Source organism: Maribacter sp. MS6 (assembly GCF_056839185.1).
Genome location: NZ_CM166389.1, coordinates 429,396 through 448,146, shown reverse-complemented (window position 1 = coordinate 448,146; position 18,751 = coordinate 429,396). Strand labels below are relative to the sequence as shown.

At 38.0% G+C, this 18,751-nt stretch carries 15 protein-coding genes and 1 pseudogene; 7 read left to right on the top strand and 9 right to left on the bottom strand.

Going from position 1 to position 18,751, the window contains the following annotated elements:
* Positions 1-74: 74 nt before the first annotated feature.
* From MS6x_RS02160 to MS6x_RS02140, 5 genes are all read right to left on the bottom strand, one after another.
* Positions 75-1,076: an SDR family oxidoreductase gene (locus MS6x_RS02160; protein WP_482605136.1), complete on the bottom strand. Its 1,002-nt coding sequence runs from the start codon at positions 1,074-1,076 to the stop codon at positions 75-77.
* A 168-nt stretch (positions 1,077-1,244) separates the two neighbouring features.
* A complete protein-coding gene (locus MS6x_RS02155; RefSeq protein ID WP_482605135.1) occupies positions 1,245-2,159 on the bottom strand; it encodes a hypothetical protein in 915 nt (304 codons plus the stop codon).
* A 4-nt stretch (positions 2,160-2,163) separates the two neighbouring features.
* Positions 2,164-3,597, bottom strand: coding sequence for an MBOAT family O-acyltransferase (locus tag MS6x_RS02150; RefSeq protein WP_482605134.1), 1,434 nt, complete (start codon positions 3,595-3,597; stop codon positions 2,164-2,166).
* Positions 3,598-3,698: 101 nt separating this feature from the next.
* Positions 3,699-4,724, bottom strand: coding sequence for an NAD-dependent epimerase (locus MS6x_RS02145; protein ID WP_482605133.1), 1,026 nt, complete (start codon positions 4,722-4,724; stop codon positions 3,699-3,701).
* Positions 4,721-6,118 carry a nucleotide sugar dehydrogenase gene (locus tag MS6x_RS02140; RefSeq protein WP_482605132.1) on the bottom strand — a complete coding sequence of 466 codons (1,398 nt, stop codon included), beginning with the start codon at positions 6,116-6,118 and terminating at the stop codon, positions 4,721-4,723. The genes MS6x_RS02145 and MS6x_RS02140 overlap by 4 nt, the downstream gene beginning before the upstream one ends.
* A 412-nt stretch (positions 6,119-6,530) precedes the next feature.
* Between MS6x_RS02140 and MS6x_RS02135 the strand changes: the two genes are divergently transcribed.
* The 5 genes and pseudogenes from MS6x_RS02135 (at position 6,531) to MS6x_RS02115 (ending at position 12,769) form a co-directional block, all read left to right on the top strand.
* On the top strand, positions 6,531-7,619 hold the full coding sequence (locus tag MS6x_RS02135; RefSeq protein WP_482607127.1) for a DegT/DnrJ/EryC1/StrS family aminotransferase: 1,089 nt from the start codon (positions 6,531-6,533) through the stop codon (positions 7,617-7,619).
* Positions 7,616-9,300 (top strand): annotated as a pseudogene (locus MS6x_RS02130) (polysaccharide biosynthesis protein); the annotation flags it as partial. The gene MS6x_RS02135 and the pseudogene MS6x_RS02130, both read left to right, overlap by 4 nt.
* A 12-nt stretch (positions 9,301-9,312) precedes the next feature.
* Entirely contained in the window at positions 9,313-9,549 is a 237-nt protein-coding gene (locus tag MS6x_RS02125; protein ID WP_482607199.1) for a hypothetical protein, read from the top strand.
* Positions 9,550-9,592: 43 nt separating this feature from the next.
* Complete coding sequence (locus MS6x_RS02120; protein ID WP_482605131.1) at positions 9,593-10,378, top strand: polysaccharide biosynthesis/export family protein; 786 nt, start codon at positions 9,593-9,595, stop codon at positions 10,376-10,378.
* A gap of 24 nt (positions 10,379-10,402) precedes the next feature.
* Positions 10,403-12,769, top strand: coding sequence for a GumC family protein (locus tag MS6x_RS02115; RefSeq protein WP_482605130.1), 2,367 nt, complete (start codon positions 10,403-10,405; stop codon positions 12,767-12,769).
* On the opposite strand, the gene MS6x_RS02110 is transcribed toward MS6x_RS02115, so the two are convergent.
* Positions 12,766-13,506 (bottom strand): tyrosine-protein phosphatase, encoded by a 741-nt coding sequence (locus tag MS6x_RS02110; protein WP_482605129.1) that lies wholly within the window; start codon positions 13,504-13,506, stop codon positions 12,766-12,768. The two genes, MS6x_RS02115 and MS6x_RS02110, sit on opposite strands and share 4 nt — an antisense overlap.
* A 327-nt stretch (positions 13,507-13,833) precedes the next feature.
* On the bottom strand, positions 13,834-15,204 hold the full coding sequence (gene mnmE, locus MS6x_RS02105; RefSeq protein WP_482605128.1) for a tRNA uridine-5-carboxymethylaminomethyl(34) synthesis GTPase MnmE: 1,371 nt from the start codon (positions 15,202-15,204) through the stop codon (positions 13,834-13,836).
* A 113-nt stretch (positions 15,205-15,317) separates the two neighbouring features.
* Between mnmE and MS6x_RS02100 the strand changes: the two genes are divergently transcribed.
* Together MS6x_RS02100 and MS6x_RS02095 are read left to right on the top strand one after the other, a co-directional pair.
* The gene (locus MS6x_RS02100) at positions 15,318-15,755 is read left to right on the top strand and encodes a hypothetical protein (protein WP_482605127.1); all 438 of its coding nucleotides are present in this window, start codon (positions 15,318-15,320) and stop codon (positions 15,753-15,755) included.
* Between the two features lie 85 nt (positions 15,756-15,840).
* Positions 15,841-16,206, top strand: coding sequence for a DUF4870 domain-containing protein (locus MS6x_RS02095; protein WP_482605126.1), 366 nt, complete (start codon positions 15,841-15,843; stop codon positions 16,204-16,206).
* 239 nt (positions 16,207-16,445) lie between these two features.
* On the opposite strand, the gene dnaN is transcribed toward MS6x_RS02095, so the two are convergent.
* Both dnaN and MS6x_RS02085 read right to left on the bottom strand, forming a co-directional pair.
* Positions 16,446-17,564, bottom strand: a complete 1,119-nt coding sequence (gene dnaN, locus MS6x_RS02090; protein WP_482605125.1) for a DNA polymerase III subunit beta — start codon at positions 17,562-17,564, stop codon at positions 16,446-16,448.
* Positions 17,565-17,865: 301 nt separating this feature from the next.
* Complete coding sequence (locus MS6x_RS02085; protein ID WP_482605124.1) at positions 17,866-18,699, bottom strand: SAM hydrolase/SAM-dependent halogenase family protein; 834 nt, start codon at positions 18,697-18,699, stop codon at positions 17,866-17,868.
* Between the last annotated feature and the right edge of the window lie 52 nt (positions 18,700-18,751).

Here is an 18,751-nt window from a genome sequence, read left to right as displayed (position 1 = left end):
TTTTATTTTTTGTTTCCTCCTACAAGTGTAGTGGTTGGAGTTGCCTTTTCTGCAAACTACTAACTACCCTCTGCTTACAATCTAAGATTGTCCCAATACCAAGCCACAGCTTCCTTTAGGCCGGATTTAATATCGAATTGTGGATCGTAACCAAGTTGCGTCTTAGCTTTGTCTATGGATGCCAGCGAATGCGGTACATCACCTGCCCTTTGAGGCCCGTAAATTGTCGCTATCCTTGCTATTTTTGGGTCGAAAGTACTTAGGTATTCTTTCAGCAGTGCAATGAGTTCTTTTAAGTCCGTTCGTTCGCCATAAGCCGTATTGTACACGGTATTAACCGCTACTGGATTGGTCGTCGTCATGGCGCGCACGTTCATTTGTATGACATTGTCTATATAGGTAAAATCTCTAGAAAAGCTTCCATCCCCATTGACGACAGGGGATTCGTAGCTCATCAACTGCATCACAAATTTTGGAATTACCGCGGCGTAGGCTCCATTGGGGTCCTGCTTACGGCCAAAGACATTAAAATAACGGAGGCCTATGGTTTCCATTCCGTAAGTTTTGGCGAATACATCCGCATACAATTCGTTTACATATTTGGTAATGGCGTAAGGGGATAAGGGTTTTCCGATAATCTCCTCTACCTTGGGCATGGAGGTGGAATCTCCATAGGTGGAGGAGCTTGCCGCATAGACCATGCGTTTTACCTTGGCATCCCTAGCGGCCACCAACATGTTAAGAAAACCGGAGACATTTACAGCATTACTGGTGATGGGGTCTTTGATGGAACGAGGCACAGAGCCTAAGGCGGCTTGGTGTAAAACATAATCTACGCCTTCACAAGCTTTTTGGCAGTCTGTTAGGTTTCGGATGTCCCCTTCAATCAAGGTAAACCTAGGATTGTTCATAAAAGCAGCTAAATTCTCCCGCTTTCCTGTGGAAAAATTATCCAAACAGCTTACTTTATTTCCGTTCTCCAAAAGTGCTTCACAAAGGTTGGAACCGATGAAACCAGCACCGCCGGTAACGAGTATATGTAATTCAGACTTTAGTTGTAATGCTTTAATGCTCATGTTTCTTTTTTGACTTTAGGGATGTAAAGATGTAAATTCCTATTGAGAATTCTAATTTTTCCATGTGATATGAAAGAATTTTCGATAAAGGGTTTTTTTAACCATCATTATCCTTTTCCCGTGATGCTAATTTATTTAAAGGAAAGGTAATTCTTTTATAAAGAGTATTTATTGTTCTATTTTGTTTTTAACCTGTTTTGCTGCTTCTTTATGCCCAATGCAGGTCCAATGTGCATCATGCTCAAAAGACCACTCTATTTTCTTATTATCTACCAGTAAAAGCACTTTGAAATTAAAGTCGTTTAGTAGGGCGAGCAATTCTGGGTCTGTATTGGGTCTACATATCAAGGTGATTTTAGTTGTATTATAACTTTTGCTTACAAAAGTTAGTAGGGCTCTTAGTGCTGTTACATGTGCTGCCTTTAAAGATTTTGTTTCAGTTGTTTCTTTATTGGGTTCGGTAGCCTCTTTATTTTTAGAGCCAAAAGAATAATTGGTATACAGGTAGTACATGAATTTCCAATTGTATAAAATCTTTTTTAAACCTGGAGATTTTAAAATACCAGGAACGATTTTATTTTTCTCACGGTCGTACTGGGTAATATCAGCCATTTTCTTAATTTGAACCACACTTTCCAAAAAATCTCCATCATGGACGTAGATTAGTTGCTGCAAGGGTTCTAGGGAGTCTAAATGTGATGCTATTTCCATGGTCTCGATAAAAGAGACTCCTGATCTTGAAGCTTCATAAAAATTGTAATCGGGTAGCATTTTCTTTAAAACAACAGACTGCCGGCATGAATCTGGATTCATGAAATTCTCTACGAACGAATCGCCGATAATAGTAATAAGACTATCTTTTGAGCTAGGAAGTTTACCCGGCCAACCCTCCTCGTTTATAAGCCAGCTATGTGTTCCCCCAATCCAGTTCCCGGTTTGATTAGGGTTATATTTTTGAATATTGTTTTGGTCGATTATCCGACTAGGGATGTCCGAGGTAGTATTGAACATACGTGATATTACCTCGCCAAGAAGTAATCCAAAAATACAAAAAACCAACATGTTTTTAAAAAGTAACCTCATAATATCAAAATTGGAAATAAATAAATTCCTGTTCTTGGCCAGCAAATAGGAACAAGAGCAGAATTAACCCAAAATACAAAGTCCACCGAAAAACTTTTGGGAGCATTTTTAGGTTTTCGATGGCAAATTGCGATGAACGCCCAAGCCATTCTACGCTTATGAAAAACAATATAAGATATGGCAGCTCACTTGGAATAGTAACGCTTAATGCATTAGGATTACTTTTAAATAGGTGAGAAATATAATCGAAGGCGTCAGCTACTGAATTTGCCCTAAATAATATCCATGCAAAAACCGTTAAACTAAAGGTTCTAAGTATTTGAAAGAGCTCTTTTATATTTGGTAACCAGTTTCCTTCTGCTACAATATTCGTATTGATTCGGTTCTTGTTTCTTAGCAATAGTGGTAAAAAGTACATTGCATTTAACAATCCCCAAATTATAAAGGTCCAATTGGCTCCGTGCCAAAACCCACTTACCAGAAATATGATAAAGGTATTGCGAACCTTCATGTTCATGCCTCCCTTGCTACCGCCAAGAGGAATGTATAAATAATCCCTAAACCAAGTGGATAAGGAAATGTGCCATCTTCTCCAAAATTCTGCAATATCCCTGGAAAAGTAGGGAAAGGCAAAGTTTTGCATTAAATTAAAACCGAATAATCGGGAGGTTCCGATTGCAATATCCGAGTAGCCACTAAAATCACCATAGATTTGAAACGTGAAAAATAGCGCCCCCCAAATTAAAGTAACGGTACCATAGTCAGAATGGTCGTTAAAAATAATATTGGCGTACGTAGCACAATTATCTGCTATGACCACTTTTTTGAATAATCCCCAAAGTATTTGGCGAAGTCCAAGAACGGCGGTGTTGTAGTCAAAAACTCGTTTGGTATAGAATTGTGGTAGTAGATTTGTAGCTCTTTCTATTGGGCCTGCTACCAATTGGGGAAAGAAACTAACGAAAGCCGAAAAGGCTATAAAATTACGAGTCGGCTCCAGCTTTTTCTTGTAAACATCAATGGTATAACTTAATGTTTGGAAGGTATAAAAGCTAATACCCACCGGGAGAATTACGTTTAAGGTATTGGGTTGAATCTCTTTTCCTAAAAAAGAAAAGGCATCAGTAAAACTCTCTACAAAAAAATTATAATATTTAAAAAAACCTAGAAAGCCCAAATTTACCAGTATGCTTATCCAAAGGTATACTTTGCGTCTGGGTATTCTTTTTTCATGTTCCAGCAGGTACCCAATACTAAAGTCGACCAAGGTGCTAAAGAGAATTAATGTTAAGAAGCGCCAGTCCCACCAACCATAAAACAAATAGCTGGCTACTACAATCAAAAAGTTTTGAAGTTTTAAGTTTTTTTGAAAAACGAACCAATATAGAACAAATACTATCGGTAAGAAAATTGCAAAGTCTAGGGAATTAAATAGCATTTATAATTGGATTGATTGTAGTAAGAATAATCGAAGTTTTGTCTCCAACTTAATATTATAGTTATAAAATATCAATGGTCATTTCTAGAGTATTCTTTTTTTTAAATCTCATAAAAGTCCTTATACCAATCTACAAAACGTTGTACTCCTAATTTTATTGGCGTATTCGGTCGATAATCATAATCAGCGATTAAATCATCTACATTAGCCCAAGTTCGTTCTACATCCCCTGGTTGCATGGCCATCATTTTCTTCACCGCCGTTAAACCCAAACTTTCTTCAATTGAGGCTATAAAATCCAGTAGCTTCACAGATTTACTATTGCCAATATTGTAGACTTTATAAGGTGCTGTTTTATCCAATGTATTGTTCAAGGGAGTTTCCAAAATCCGTACCACACCTTCCGCAATATCATCGATATAGGTAAAGTCCCGCTCTAGCTTTCCTTGGTTGAATACTTCAATCGGCTTGCCCTTAATTATAGCATCCGTAAAGAGAAACATGGCCATATCCGGTCTTCCCCAAGGGCCGTATACGGTAAAGAAACGCAACCCTGTAGTCTTAAATCCGTATAAATGACTGTAGGCATGTGCCATCAGCTCATTACTTTTTTTTGTAGCGGCATAAAGGCTCACCGGATTATCTACCGAATCTGTGGTCTCGAAAGGAATTTTTTCGTTTAAGCCATATACGCTGGAACTACTCGCATAGACCAGATGTTTTATGTGATGGTGGCGGCAACATTCTAAAATATTCAGAAACCCAACTACATTACTATCAATGTAGGCTTCTGGATTTTCCAAACTGTACCGCACGCCAGCCTGTGCTGCAAGATTACAGACGACATCAAAATTTTGCTCTTCAAATAGTTTAGGCAAGTTTTCGCGGTCTTCCAATGCCATGCGGACAAAGGAGAATTGTTCATGGGTTTTGCTCAAGGCGCGGTGGCCCATAATTTCCGCATCTTCTCGCATAACTCCCAACTCCTTAAGTCGAGCATATTTTAGATTCACATCATAGTAGTCATTGATGTTGTCTAAGCCAACGATAGTGTGCCCTTTGGATACCAGTATTTTTGCCACGTAAAAACCAATAAACCCTGCAGACCCGGTTACTAGGATTTTCATGATTGTCCAATGCTATAATAATTAAAACCAATCACTTTCATTAGCTCTCTGTTTAATAAACGTCTGCCGTCAAACACAAAGGCTGGTTTAAGCATGTTATCATAAATTTGTTCCCAATCGTAACTGGTAAAGACATCCCATTCGGTAAGAATTGCCACAGCATGCGCATCTTCGGTACTTTTAATAGGAGTGTTGGTTACGCTAAGCAGACGTCGATTTTCTTCGGGACTCCTTGTGTTTAAACTATCTAAATCTTGATAGATACGTTCCTTAGAAACTTTAGGGTCAAATACGATAACTTCGGCATGTTCTTCCATTAAGGCATCTGCTACATGTATGGCAGCAGATTCGCGTGTATCATTAGTGTCTTTTTTAAAGGCCCAGCCATAAATGATTATTTTTTTTCCAGAAATGGTATTGTATAAGGTGCTGATGATTTGTTCTGCAAAGCGACTTTTTTGGTAGTCATTCATGATAATAACCTGTTCCCAATAATCTGCCACTTCTTGTAGTCCAAAACTACGGGCAATATAGACCAAATTTAAAATATCCTTTTGAAAGCAGGAGCCTCCAAAACCAACGGATGCATTCAGAAATTTTGGTCCTATGCGACTATCAAAGCCTATGGCTTTTGATATTTCCTCTATATTGGCATCCGTTTTTTCACATAGCGCCGAAATGGAATTTATAGAGGATACCCGTTGTGCCAAAAAGGCATTCGCAACTAGTTTGGACAGCTCCGAGGACCAAATGTTGGTTTGTAAGATACGTTCCTTTGGCAGCCAGTTTTCATAAATAGCACTAAGGGCGTCCTTGGCGGCCTGCCCTGTAGGTGTGTCGTTTCCACCAATAAGTACGCGATCTGCATGGACGAGGTCCTTTATGGCGGTACCTTCGGCCAAAAACTCAGGATTCGAAAGAATTTCAAAGTGTACCCCGTCACCCGTGTTGTCTAGGATATTCTGAATCGCCTGTCCAGTACGTACGGGAAGGGTGGACTTTTCGACCACTATCTTATCTGTTTTGGAAACCTTGGCAATATTCCGCGCACAGAGCTCCACGAATTTAAGGTCCGCAGCTTGCCCTTTGCCTTTACCATAGGTTTTGGTAGGCGTATTCACAGAGATGAAAATCATCTGTGCTTCGTCTATGGCTTTATCTACTTCCGTTGAAAAAAACAGGTTTTTACCTCTGCTTTGTCCAACAATTTCCTTAAGTCCCGGCTCATAGATAGGCAATTCATCCAAGTCTTCAGTATTCCACTGGTTTATACGGTCTTGATTGATATCAACTACCGTGACTTTTATATGCGGACATTTGTTAGCGATAACGGACATGGTGGGACCTCCAACATAACCTGCTCCAATACAACAGACTTTTGTTATTTTTTGCATGTAGTTCTCTTAATGTATTTAAATTGAAATTCTTATATATTTCTTAATCATTTAAGTTTTATGTGAGCCACTGTAGTATATGGTATGTTCAGAATTATACTACGTGTTTTGTTTGATCGGTTTGGACGCATAGACGTTCTAAAAGTTTAGCAAAGATTATAAAATAAGGTAGTAAATAATAATATGTTTTGGCCGTAAGACCCATGTATAGGGTTATATAGCATTGTTTTAGGGTTTATTAAAAAAAAGTTATCCATTAACCGATGATATTCGAGTATTAAACGAAATTACGTAAGAAAATACTATTTTATTTGAAACTATACTTAATTTCGTTCCCAAGTTACCCTAACCTAAACTTAAAATATTGAAAACATTGACCTTACCTACAAAAATCTGGCTTTCTTCCCCTCATATGGGTGGAAACGAAGAAAAGTATGTTGCCGAAGCTTTTGCGACCAACTGGATCGCTCCTTTGGGTCCTCACGTAAATGCCTTTGAAGCGGCCATACGGGAAGAGTTGGGCAATGGTGTTCACGCTGCAGTGCTTAGTTCCGGAACCGCCGCCATACATTTAGGACTTAATATATTGGGCGTTTCACCTGGTGATGAAGTACTTTGTCAAAGTTTTACCTTTTCAGCTTCAGCTAATCCCATTACCTATTTAGGTGCTAAACCTATTTTTATAGATAGTGAACGAACTACATGGAACATGTCCCCGGCTTTATTACGTAACGCAATAGAAGACCGTATAGCGAAGTATAAAAAACCAAAAGCGATTTTGGCCGTACATTTATATGGGATGCCTTATAATGTTGAAGCGATTCATAGGATTGCGAATGAATATGATATCCCGGTCCTAGAAGATAGTGCGGAGGCCTTAGGAAGTTCATTTCGCGGTAGTGCATGTGGTACGTTTGGAGATATTGGTATCTTGTCTTTTAACGGGAATAAAATAATTACTACCTCAGGGGGCGGAGCATTGATCTCCAAAAATAGAGGGTACACGGACAAAGCTATCTTTCTCGCGACACAGGCAAGGGATGAGGCTCCCCATTATCAACATTCACACATTGGATACAATTATCGAATGAGTAATGTACTGGCGGGTATCGGTCGCGGTCAAATGGAAGTTCTGGCCGACAGGGTTGCTGCACGAAGAAGAAACTATGACTACTATGTGAACCAACTAAACGATATACCGAACTTCGAATTCCTAGCGGAGCCAGAGGGCTATAGCTCCAATAGATGGTTAAGCTGTTTGCTTACATCATCATTCGAACATCGCGAAGAAATACGATTGGCATTATTAGCCGAAGATATAGAATCAAGACCATTATGGAAACCGCTACATCTGCAACCTATTTTTGAGCAGGAATTGAGTTTTTTAGATGGAACTTCACTAGATTTGTTTCATCGTGGTCTATGTTTGCCAAGCGGTTCTAATTTAACAGAAGCTGACTTGCAACGCATTGTAGAAATTATCAAAAGAACCCAATCATGATACAAAAATTTGTAACCAGCCATGCACAGCGTTACGCCTCTAAATGGCTGGTGTTGTTCATAGACCTTATAACCGTTGCTTTTTCTTTTATTTTGTCCTATCTCATTAGGTTTAACCTAACACTTAATTTTGAGGTCGACAAATTGATGCTGCAATTGCCCTTGGTCATTGGAGCTGCCTTAATATCCTTTTTGATAGTAGGGTCTTATAAAGGTGTGGTAAGACATACCGGTGTTCGTGATGTTTATAATATATTCAATGCAATATGTTTGTCGAGCATCATGGTCATTTTTATTGTCATCGCTAATCGACAGTTTGGATTTTTACCGCAGTTTACGATTCCTATTTCCATCATCATAGTAAACAGTTTGATTGCGTTTATTATCTTAACCTCCTCACGCTACGTCTTTAAATCATTATATGAACAAATAAGTGGGGATTTAATATCTTCTAAAAATGTATTGATTTATGGCGCGGGAGATTCAGGAATACTTACCTATGGCGCCTTAACCAATCATTCCAAAGGAAACGTAAAGGTTATCGGCTTTATAGATCGAGATCAAAAGAAGGTCGGTAAACGTATCAATGGTGTCCCGGTTTTTACTAAACAGATATTAAATGCCGATTTTTTATCAAAAAATAATATCAAAGAGGTAATATTTTCTATACAGAACATCGATGCTAAGAAGTTGCGAGCTACTGTTGAAGGTCTTGCAGGGTTCCCTGTGACCGTTAAAATTGTACCTCCCATAGAAGATTGGATAAACGGGGAATTAAATGCTGCCCAAATTAAACAAGTACAAATTGAAGATTTGTTGGATAGGGCCCCTATAAAGATTAAGAACAGCAAAATAGCTTTGGAACTATTGAATAAAAGTATTTTAGTTACTGGTGGAGCTGGTTCTATTGGGAGTGAAATTGTGCGTCAAATATGTTCTTACTCTTATAAATCTTTAATAGTAATAGACCAAGCAGAGTCTGCTTTGTACGACTTACAACAGGAACTGAAACAAAATGGGTTTCATAATTTTATTCCTATTGTAGGGGATATACGAGATAAAAACAGATTAAATAGAATTTTTGAGGAGTACAGTCCTGATATTGTATTTCATGCTGCTGCCTACAAGCACGTTCCTTTAATGGAATATAATTCGTACGAAGCGATAAAAATTAACATAGGAGGTACCAAGACTGTTGCAGATTTATCTGTAGTGCACGGGGTAGAAAAGTTTGTATTTGTATCAACGGACAAAGCGGTGAATCCCACTAATGTCATGGGGGCCAGCAAGCGAATTGCAGAAATGTACATTGGATGTATGCAGAAGGAGCAAAAAACAAAGTTTATTACTACAAGATTTGGGAATGTGCTAGGATCAAACGGTTCGGTAATTCCATTGTTTAGAAAGCAAATAGAGAATGGTGGACCATTAACCTTAACTCATAAGGATATTACCCGCTATTTTATGACCATACCAGAAGCATCGCAACTGGTGCTGGAAGCAGGAGCTATGGGAGAAGGTGGTGAGATATTCATTTTTGATATGGGTGAATCGGTTAAAATATATGATTTGGCCAAAAACATGATTCGTTTGTCCGGACTTCGTTATCCTGAGGATATTGATATTAAGATTACAGGATTACGACCAGGGGAGAAGTTGTATGAAGAGTTATTAGCGCGAATGGCGAAAATACCATGCCTACCTACCATAAGAAGATTAAGATAAGTAAGGTCCGGGAATTGGACTATGCCAAGACGCGATCTAAAATAGATGAATTGTGTATTACCAATATGTTTTTTAATGGAAATACGGTCAAGTTAATGAAGCAAATAGTACCAGAGTATGTGTCTAAAAACTCAGATTTTTGTGAGTTGGACAAGATTAAAAATACCAATGATAGCCAGCAAAAATTAAAAATAGTTCAACCTTAATTAACCTTTCAATAATCTGTTATTGAATTAAATCACCCGAACCATGTTCAAAAAAAGTACAGCCTTTCGGCACCTTACTGTAGTTTGTATTGTTAGTTTATTCGTATTTTCTTGCGCTTCTAAGAAAGATATTGTTTATTTTCAGGATACACAAAATTATGAAACTATCATAAGCGACAACTCCTATGCATATAAATTTAAGGTTGACGATTTATTGAGTATTAATGTGTCTACCCTAGATTCGGAAGCCAGTATTCCTTTTAACCTATTAACGGCGCCTCAAATTCAAGGCGGAGGATTTGGTGGACAAGCTCAACAACTAGATTATATCGTTAATAAGGAAGGAAACATCGATTTTCCGGTGTTGGGGGAAGTAAATATTTTAGGATTAACCGCTACCGAGACTAAAGAATTATTGACGGATAAATTAAAAATTTATTTGAAAGACCCCATTATCAACATTCGATTACGAAATTTTACAGTTACTGTTTTAGGACAAGTGTCAAGACCAGGAACTTATCAAGTAAACGGAGAACAAATAACTGTTTTGGAAGCACTAGGTCTTGCAGGTGATTTGGATATAAGGGGTGAGCGAAATAATGTGTTGATTATTCGGGATTTTAATGGCACCAAGATTTCTCAACGCATCGATTTAACAAGAAAAGCTGCATTAAATTCACCTGTGTATTATTTGACACAGAACGATGTAGTGTACGTCGAACCTAACAAATCAGCGGTAACTTCATCTGCATTGGATAATAGGGCAAGCATTGCCGTTTCTATTGCTTCCTTGCTGATTACGTCCACAGTATTTCTGTTAACTAGATAATTTTTATTTTTAAAGCTAATTTAAATGAGCATTGCGGATAACAAAAATAATATCAAAATATTGATTCAAACCTATACCAAACACTGGAAATGGTTTGTGCTTGCTGCAATAGCGGCACTAGTGTTGGCTTTTATTTATATACGTTATACCATACCAGAATATGAAGTAACATCCCAAATACAGGTTGTCCAGGACCAAAACTCCACCAATGAATTAAGTATGTTTAAAGAGTTGGATGTTTTTTCTGGTAGTTCCAAACTGGTGGAGGATGAAATTCAAATATTGGGATCTAGAGCTAATTTTATTGATGTGGTCAACGAGCTAAAGACCAACATCAGTTATATGGCCTTGGGAAGTATTATCGATTCGGAGATTTATGGAGCTCCACCGGTAAAGTTGAATTTTATGGCTTCAGATTCCATTATCGCTAGAACCACTTTCAATTTTTTTATAGAGTTTACTTCGGAAACTCGCTTTAGTTTTACGGAAGCAGAAAATCTTCCAGCCAAAGAATACACTTTTGGAGACGCGGTATCTTCTAACATAGGCGATATTATCATTACTCCGAATATTAAAAACCCAAAGGCAAATGTAGGGAGGCGCTATCAGGTAAGTATTAATCCAGTTGAGCGAGTGGCAGGGAGCTATAAGCTTAGTGTTTTCATTACCGCAAGTGAAGACGGCTCGAATATTATCGATATAACCATGAATAGCACCACTCCAAAAAAAGCAAAGGATATTATTGATAAACTAATTGAAATTTATAATAGAAACGCGGTAGATGATAAGCGTCGTATCGCGAATACAACGTCTGATTTTATAGACAATCGTATTCAAATGATTGCAGGTACTCTTAGTGACGTTGACCAAGATGCCCAGGAAATGCTCACCGAAAAGGGGATGACCGGCAGTGGCCTTGAAGTAGGTGCCGCTGTACAAGTGAGTGCTGCAAGCCGACAGAATTTAGACAATGCCAGAAATCAACTGCAAATGGTGACCGGTTTAAAAGAATATATGAACGGAGAAGTAGGTTATGAAGAAATGCCCGTTTTGGATGTGGGTAGTGGCGCTATTAGTCAGGCAACGGCTCAGTACAACCAATTAGTAGCAGAGCGAAAGCGCTTGTTGCAAAGTGCTGATGAACAGAATCCAATCATTGTAAACCTAGACCAACAGTTACAAGGCCTTAAGAGCACGATGACTTCTAGTTTAAACGCCTTGGAAACTAATGTTGGGATGAACGTCAGCACACTTCAGAATCAGCTAGGTCGTATTCAAGGAACCATATATTCGGCGCCAAAAAATCAAAAGGAATTACGGGACATCACTAGAAAACAGGAAACGACAGAGTCCTTGTATTTGTACCTCCTACAAAAGCGCGAGGAATCGCAAATTTCTTTTGCCTCCGCAGCACCAAGATCTAACGTTATCGACAAAGCCTATTTGGCAAGTCCAACTCCGGTAAAACCAAAAAAAGCTATTACGTATTTAGCCTCGTTAATTTTAGGGCTTTTGGTACCTTTTTCCGTGCTATACGCTAAGGATTTATTAGATACAAAAATTCATAACAAACATAGTTTGGAAGAAATAACCAAGGATTTGCCCGTTCTTGGAGAGTTACCTTTCTTATCTAAAAAGGATAGTAAAATCATTGTGAATGATGATCGCTCTGTTCTGGCAGAAGCCCTTCGTATTTTGCGAACCAATCTTGATTTTCTGATCAGCACCAAAAACGATAAGGACAAGTATAAGAACAATGTAGTTCTGGTCACGTCTAGTGTTCCAGGAGAAGGAAAAACCTTTGTGTCCACCAACCTATCCATGATATTGGCAAGTACTAATAAAAAAGTATTGCTAGTAGGAGCTGATATTCGAAACCCTAAGTTATATAGTTTTTTTAGCGGCGATTCGGTAGATAAACTTAAATCACCCGAACGCAACAAAGATGCTGGATTAACCGATTATTTAATCAACGATACATTAAGCGTAAAGGATGTTATAAAACCTATGTTGGTTTACAACAACACTATAGATGTTATCTACTCTGGTAAAATTCCACCAAACCCTGGGGAACTTTTAATGAACAAACGAATGGGGGCGTTAATTGAAGAGGTAGCTGCAGACTACGATTATGTGATTATGGATACGGCACCATTAATGGTGGTGAGTGATACCTTGCTACTAACAAAGTTTTCGAATCATATCATTTATGTAACCAGAGCCGGAGTCACGGATAAAAGTGCTATTCAGTTTCCTATCGATTTGCACGAAGAAGGTAAGCTCAACGGGGTGTCTTTTGTGGTGAATGGCGTTAGCTTGGATAATCTTGGTTATGGCGGACAATATGGTTATGGTTATGGGAAAACTACTAAAAAATGGTGGAAGTTCTAACCGAAATTATAATTAGTACGTGCAATTATAGGAATTACTTTGTCTAATACTTTAGAACTGATTTGGATACTTTTAAGGTGTTTTAAGTGGTTTTGATTATGGATGTCAGACCCCACGAAATCGACTAGATTATTTTCCAAAAGCGCTATTGCCTTTTTATGAACATCCTTTCCATAATAACCGCTAAGTGATAATAGATTGAGTTGAAATAATAGACCAAGGTCTTTCATACGGGCATAATCATTTCTATCATGATTCAAATACGCATACCTTTCTGGGTGAGCGAATATTGGATATAACCCTTTGTCGTGTAGTTTTTGAATGGATTCTTCAAAATTTAAAGAGGCCTGTAAATAGCTCATTTCCACTAACACATACTGTTCAGATATTGGCATAAATCCTTTGCATTCTATTAACGCCTCAAAACCTGAGTCTATCATGTGCTCCGCTGCTGCTTGTATTCGAACATGTGATAATCCGTTGATTTTTAATGCGTTTTCTACCGTAACCAACGCACCTTGAATGGATTCCATATTGTTTGGGTAATAGTTTTGCATTATGTGAGGCGTGCATATGAAATTGGTAACTCCGAATTCCCCCATTCCTTTAATTAAGTGAATGGATTCATCAATTGTTTTCGCTCCATCATCTATACCTGGGAGTATATGGTTATGGATATCTGTGAATCCATCTAGATAGTCAACTAGAAACTTTTTTTTGACGAAGAAGTCGAACATGTATTTTGGTATTTTATTTCAACTCAAAGTTACTTTATTACAACGGACTTTGGATTTTTCTATTGTGCGCTTTATTTCTTGGTTATATCCGGCACCATGTTCCCGATGAAAACAAAAATATTAGTCTCAGAACTAATTAGTATCTCCATAGTCAATTAGAAAAAATTTATTAATTAAAATTGATTCTTTATCCGCTATAAACGAGTTTTCAGTAATACGTATTACCTACGATGAGAGCCAAGATGGCGTACGTGCTATTGATAGCACAATAATAAACGCAGTTTTAAAATCCAAATGATTATTGGCTAACCAAACTAAATGAAATACTTATTTCCCGATACAGAAATTGGAAAAGATATTTCCCAATAAATCATCGGTGGAAACGCTTCCTGTAATTTCGCCCAAATGGAAAAGTGCTTCGCGGATATCTATGGCCATAAGGTCGCTGGATAATTCCATATCCATACCTTCTTTTACTTTTTGAATTGACTCGAGAGCTTTTAATAAGGCATCGTAGTGGCGGTTATTGGTAACAATGGTATCGTTCTTACCTAAGCTTCCTGCACTAGAAAGTGATAATAGGGTCTGCTTTAGTTCTTCGATGCCATGTCCCGTTTTTGCGGAGATCAATTGTAGTGGGGAATAGTTATTTTGTAGTGCTGCTATACGTTCTTCATCTACTTCGTCAATTTTATTGGCAATCAACAAAATATTCTTATCTCGATACTTTTCCTTTAGTGTACGGATTTCAGCCTCTTTGTTCTTTGCAGCTTCGAAGAGATAAATAACGAGCTGTGCCTGTGCTATTTTTTCAAAGGCCCTCGCAATGCCTATTTGCTCTACTTTGTCACTAGTATCTCGTAGTCCGGCTGTATCGATAAACCTGAAATTTACACCTCCTATGGCTATTTGATCCTCCACGGTGTCTCGTGTGGTCCCCGGAATATCGCTAACAATAGCCCTTTCCTCATTTAAAATGGCATTGAGCAGTGTAGATTTTCCCACGTTGGGTTCACCCACAATAGCAATAGGAATACCATTTTTAATAACGTTGCCTAGTGCGAAAGAATCTATGAGGTCTTTCAAGACTTTTGTGATTTTTTGTAATAGTTGATTGAATTGTGTTCTATCCGCAAACTCTACATCTTCCCCTGAAAAATCTAGTTCTAATTCTATCAAGGAAGCAAAATTTAGCAACTCTTGCCTCAGGTCGTTAATTGTAGAGCTAAAACCTCCACGCATCTGCTGCATCGCTATTTGGTGCGCAGCTTCACTATCACTTGCGATTAGGTCGGCCACCGCTTCGGCCTGACTCAAATCCATCTTTCCATTTAAAAAAGCACGCATGGTAAATTCGCCCGCTGCTGCCATTCGGCAACCTTTTCTTAGAAACAACTGAATAATTTGTTGTTGTATATAAGAAGAGCCGTGACAAGAGATTTCTATAACATCTTCTCCCGTATAGGAGCGTGGATTTTTAAAGATAGAGACGAGGACTTCGTCTAAAAGCATTTCCCCATCAATAATATGCCCTAGGTGGATGGTGTGACTTTTTTGTTCTTTTAGTTTCTTATTGGTGATGGATTTAAAATGTTCTGAAACTAGGTAAATAGCCTTAGCTCCTGATATTCGTATAACCGCAATGGCACCTGCTCCCGAGGGAGTTGCCAAGGCAATAATGGTGTCGTCTTGAATCATGTGACAAAAGTAAATAATATTAACTTAGTAGGCCTTTTTACTCGTACATAACAAGGTGTCGTACGTATTGGAAAATACAGTACATTCGCGCCGTTAACTATAAAATTAAAATCATGAAAAATTTAAGATATGCTATAACAATACTGTTCTTAATAGCGATAACGTTTACTACCAAAGCACAGGAATCTGAGTCTGTGGAACCAGTAAAAACTGTTGTCATGGAAAGCGCGGAAGAGCTTAAGGCAGTTAAGAAAAAGATCAACGACGCCGAAAAAAAAGCCAATAAGGAGAAGAAAAAAGCAAAAAAGACAGAAAAGGCAGCTAAGAAAAAAGAGAAGGAAGAAAAACTCAAAAAGGAAATCGAGTCCAAAGAAAAGGATATTGAAAAGTACAACAACCAACTCGTCAAGTTAAATGATAAGATGGTAAAGGGAAAGGCGAAAGGAAAATTAGCTCCTGTGGATATTGAAAAAATCGATGATAAAATCCGCAAATTGAATGTCAGGATAGCTAAGAGCCAGGCCAAGCTAGATAAACTACGTAAGAAATAAAACGCGCGGTTCAATCTTGCTTATTGTAACATTTTTCATTTTTTAGAGTCATATAGGTAGTATTCATCTTTAAATCAATCGAAAAATGGAAATTATTAATCAAGGTAACGTTCTTAGAGAAGACCGAAATGTATTGGTCATCGCACATTTAACTCAATATTTAGATTATATTACTGGGGTAGGAGGTCTATTGGTGCCTTTGGCACTATGGCTTACCATGAAGGATACTGTTATAGGTATGGACGAGCATGGGAAGTCTATTATTAACTTTCAGTTGAGTCTAATATTATATGTAATTATAGGTATTCCTTCAATTCTTTTATTTGGATTGGGTATAATTCTCTTGGTATTGACAGGTATTCTGTCATTAGTAATACCACTTGTAAACGCTGTTAGGGCTAGCAATGGGGAGTCGCCTAGTTATTTTGGAACGATACGGTTTATATCTTAAAATGAAAGAAGCGATTTCAGCACTTGTGTTTAAAAACGTTGATCGTTTTGGAATTAGTTCACAGTATGAAACTTCGTAAATCAGAAAGGAATAGGTTTTTACGGTTAACTCCTAAAAAAACTTCAAAATCTTGCTTTTTTCATTTCTATTTGACAATAGTCTCTAATCAAAAGAGTAGATAATTTGAAAAATAAAAGGGAGCAAAATTTGCTCCCTTTTTCTATATATTCGTATTGCATTTATCCGTTCAGCATTACCGGCATTACGAGCATGGTTACGCTTTCGCCTTCATCCAAACCATCAATTGGCGTAAGAATACCAGCTCTGTTGGGTAGGCTCATTTCTAAGGAAACTTCATCACATCCAAGGTTATTTAGCATTTCGGTCAAAAACCGCGAATTAAACCCTATTTGCATATCATCACCTTGGTAAGCGCATGTCAAACGTTCTTCCGCTTTGTTTGAATAATCTAAATCCTCTGCTGAAATATTCAGTTCCGCCCCAGCGATTTTTAATCGTATTTGGTGCGTTGTTTTGTTGGAGAATATAGAAACCCGGCGTACGGAGCTCAAAAATTGATTGCGTGCTATCGTAAGTTTATTTGGATTTTCTTTCGGAATTACCGCTTCGTAATTTGGGTATTTTCCATCAATTAGTCGGCATATCAACTCCGTATCATCAAACGTAAATTTAGCATTACTCTCATTGTACTCTATTAAAACATCCGATTCGCTTCCTGCCAAAATCCCTTTTAATAGGGTCAGCGGTTTCTTTGGCATAATGAACTCTGCTACCTCGGATGCCCTGACATCTTCGCGTCTATATTTAACCAATTTGTGTGCATCCGTTGCTACAAAGGTTAGATTCTCAGGTGAAAATTGAAAGAAAACGCCACTCATTACAGGCCTTAGGTCATCATTACCTGCTGCGAAAATAGTTTTTGTAATAGCGGTTGCCAATATATCGCCTAATATGGTGGTGGAGCTTGGGCTTGCTAGTTCCACTGCCTTTGGAAATTCTGCTCCATCTGCATACGCTAGCGCATATTTACCATGATTACTGCTTATTTCCACTGTATTGTTATCGGTAACCATAAAGGTCAACGGTTGCTCCGGAAAGGTTTTTAAAGTCTCCAATAATAAGCGTGCAGGAACGGCAATAACACCTTCGTTATCCGAATCTACATTAAGCTCAGAACTCATAGTAGTTTCCAAATCGGATGCCGATACCATCAACTTATTCTTTTTAAGGTCGAACAGAAAATTATCCAAAATCGGTAGGGTGTTGCTGTTATTGATAACACCCCCTAAAATTTGAAGTTGTTTTAACAAATAGGTGCTAGATACTATAAATTTCATTTTGGTCTACTTTGAGTTATTTCTCTCTAAATTATCAATATAAGGCTCCAATTTCAATAGAATCCCTGTAAAACAAAGATATTTGAATTGGGGTTTTATAGGAAACAAACTTATTAACAGTAATCTAAACCTTTTTTATACACTCAAAGACCGCAATACCAACTTACTCTGCGCTCCTTGTCTTTTCTTCTGGGGAGTTATTAACCATTATAGGTATTGTACAATCTTCAATTAAACCCTTTACCCAAACAAAAATGAATTTTTGGTGTGTAGGGAATAAGTACTCGTAATCGACGTTTATTTAATCGAAAAAATCAATTATGATAGTATCTCTATATTCCAAGCCAAGTAATGTAGACGCACCACCCACCGTGTCTAGGTTGCTTCGGTAGATGGCAATTTCCAGATAGCCCGATGAATTAAAGAGGGCCAACAAATCCCCATCATTTTTTTGCTTGTCCGTTTCTCCGTTAAAATTTACAATACCACTGTAATTACTATGTATTTGCCTTATCTTTTTACTTCTTGCATGTAGTTCAAATTCGCGGTCCTTGCCGTAACTATCAAAAAATGATTTTTTTATGTTGGTTACTACGTTCCCGTAATTATCGATATATATGACGCTTCCAGTAATTTTTTTACCATCTTCGGCCATTCTTGGCGAAAATTCCCTCAAGGTTTTAAGTTCTGAATACCGCTTTCCAACGACCTCTAATGTACCGCCTCTGGCAATATGGCATGCCACCCGAATGAAAACGCTCATTACAGGAAAAGAACCCTGTATGCGCTCCGGGAGGTGAAGTTCAACCACTTTTTCAGGCTTCATTTCTGAGGTAATAAGACCAATGACACCAGTGTTGGCACTTATAAAAAAATGACCATCTACCAATACCGCAATATGTTTGTTCTCCGGGGTAGCCTCAGAATCTACACCAACAATGTGTATGGAGCCTTTGGGAAAGTTATGATAGGAGTTTTGCAGTATATAAGCACACTCTTGTATGTTAAACGGTGAAATACCATGCGAAATATCAACAATGGTAGCTTCTGGAAGTTCTGTATAAATAGAGCCCTTAAGGACGCCAACAAAGTGGTCTTTAAGTCCAAAATCGGTCGTTAAGGTGATTATCGCCATACCGCAATGTTGATATGTTTTTGATAAGGTAAACTTAATTTTTACCTAAATT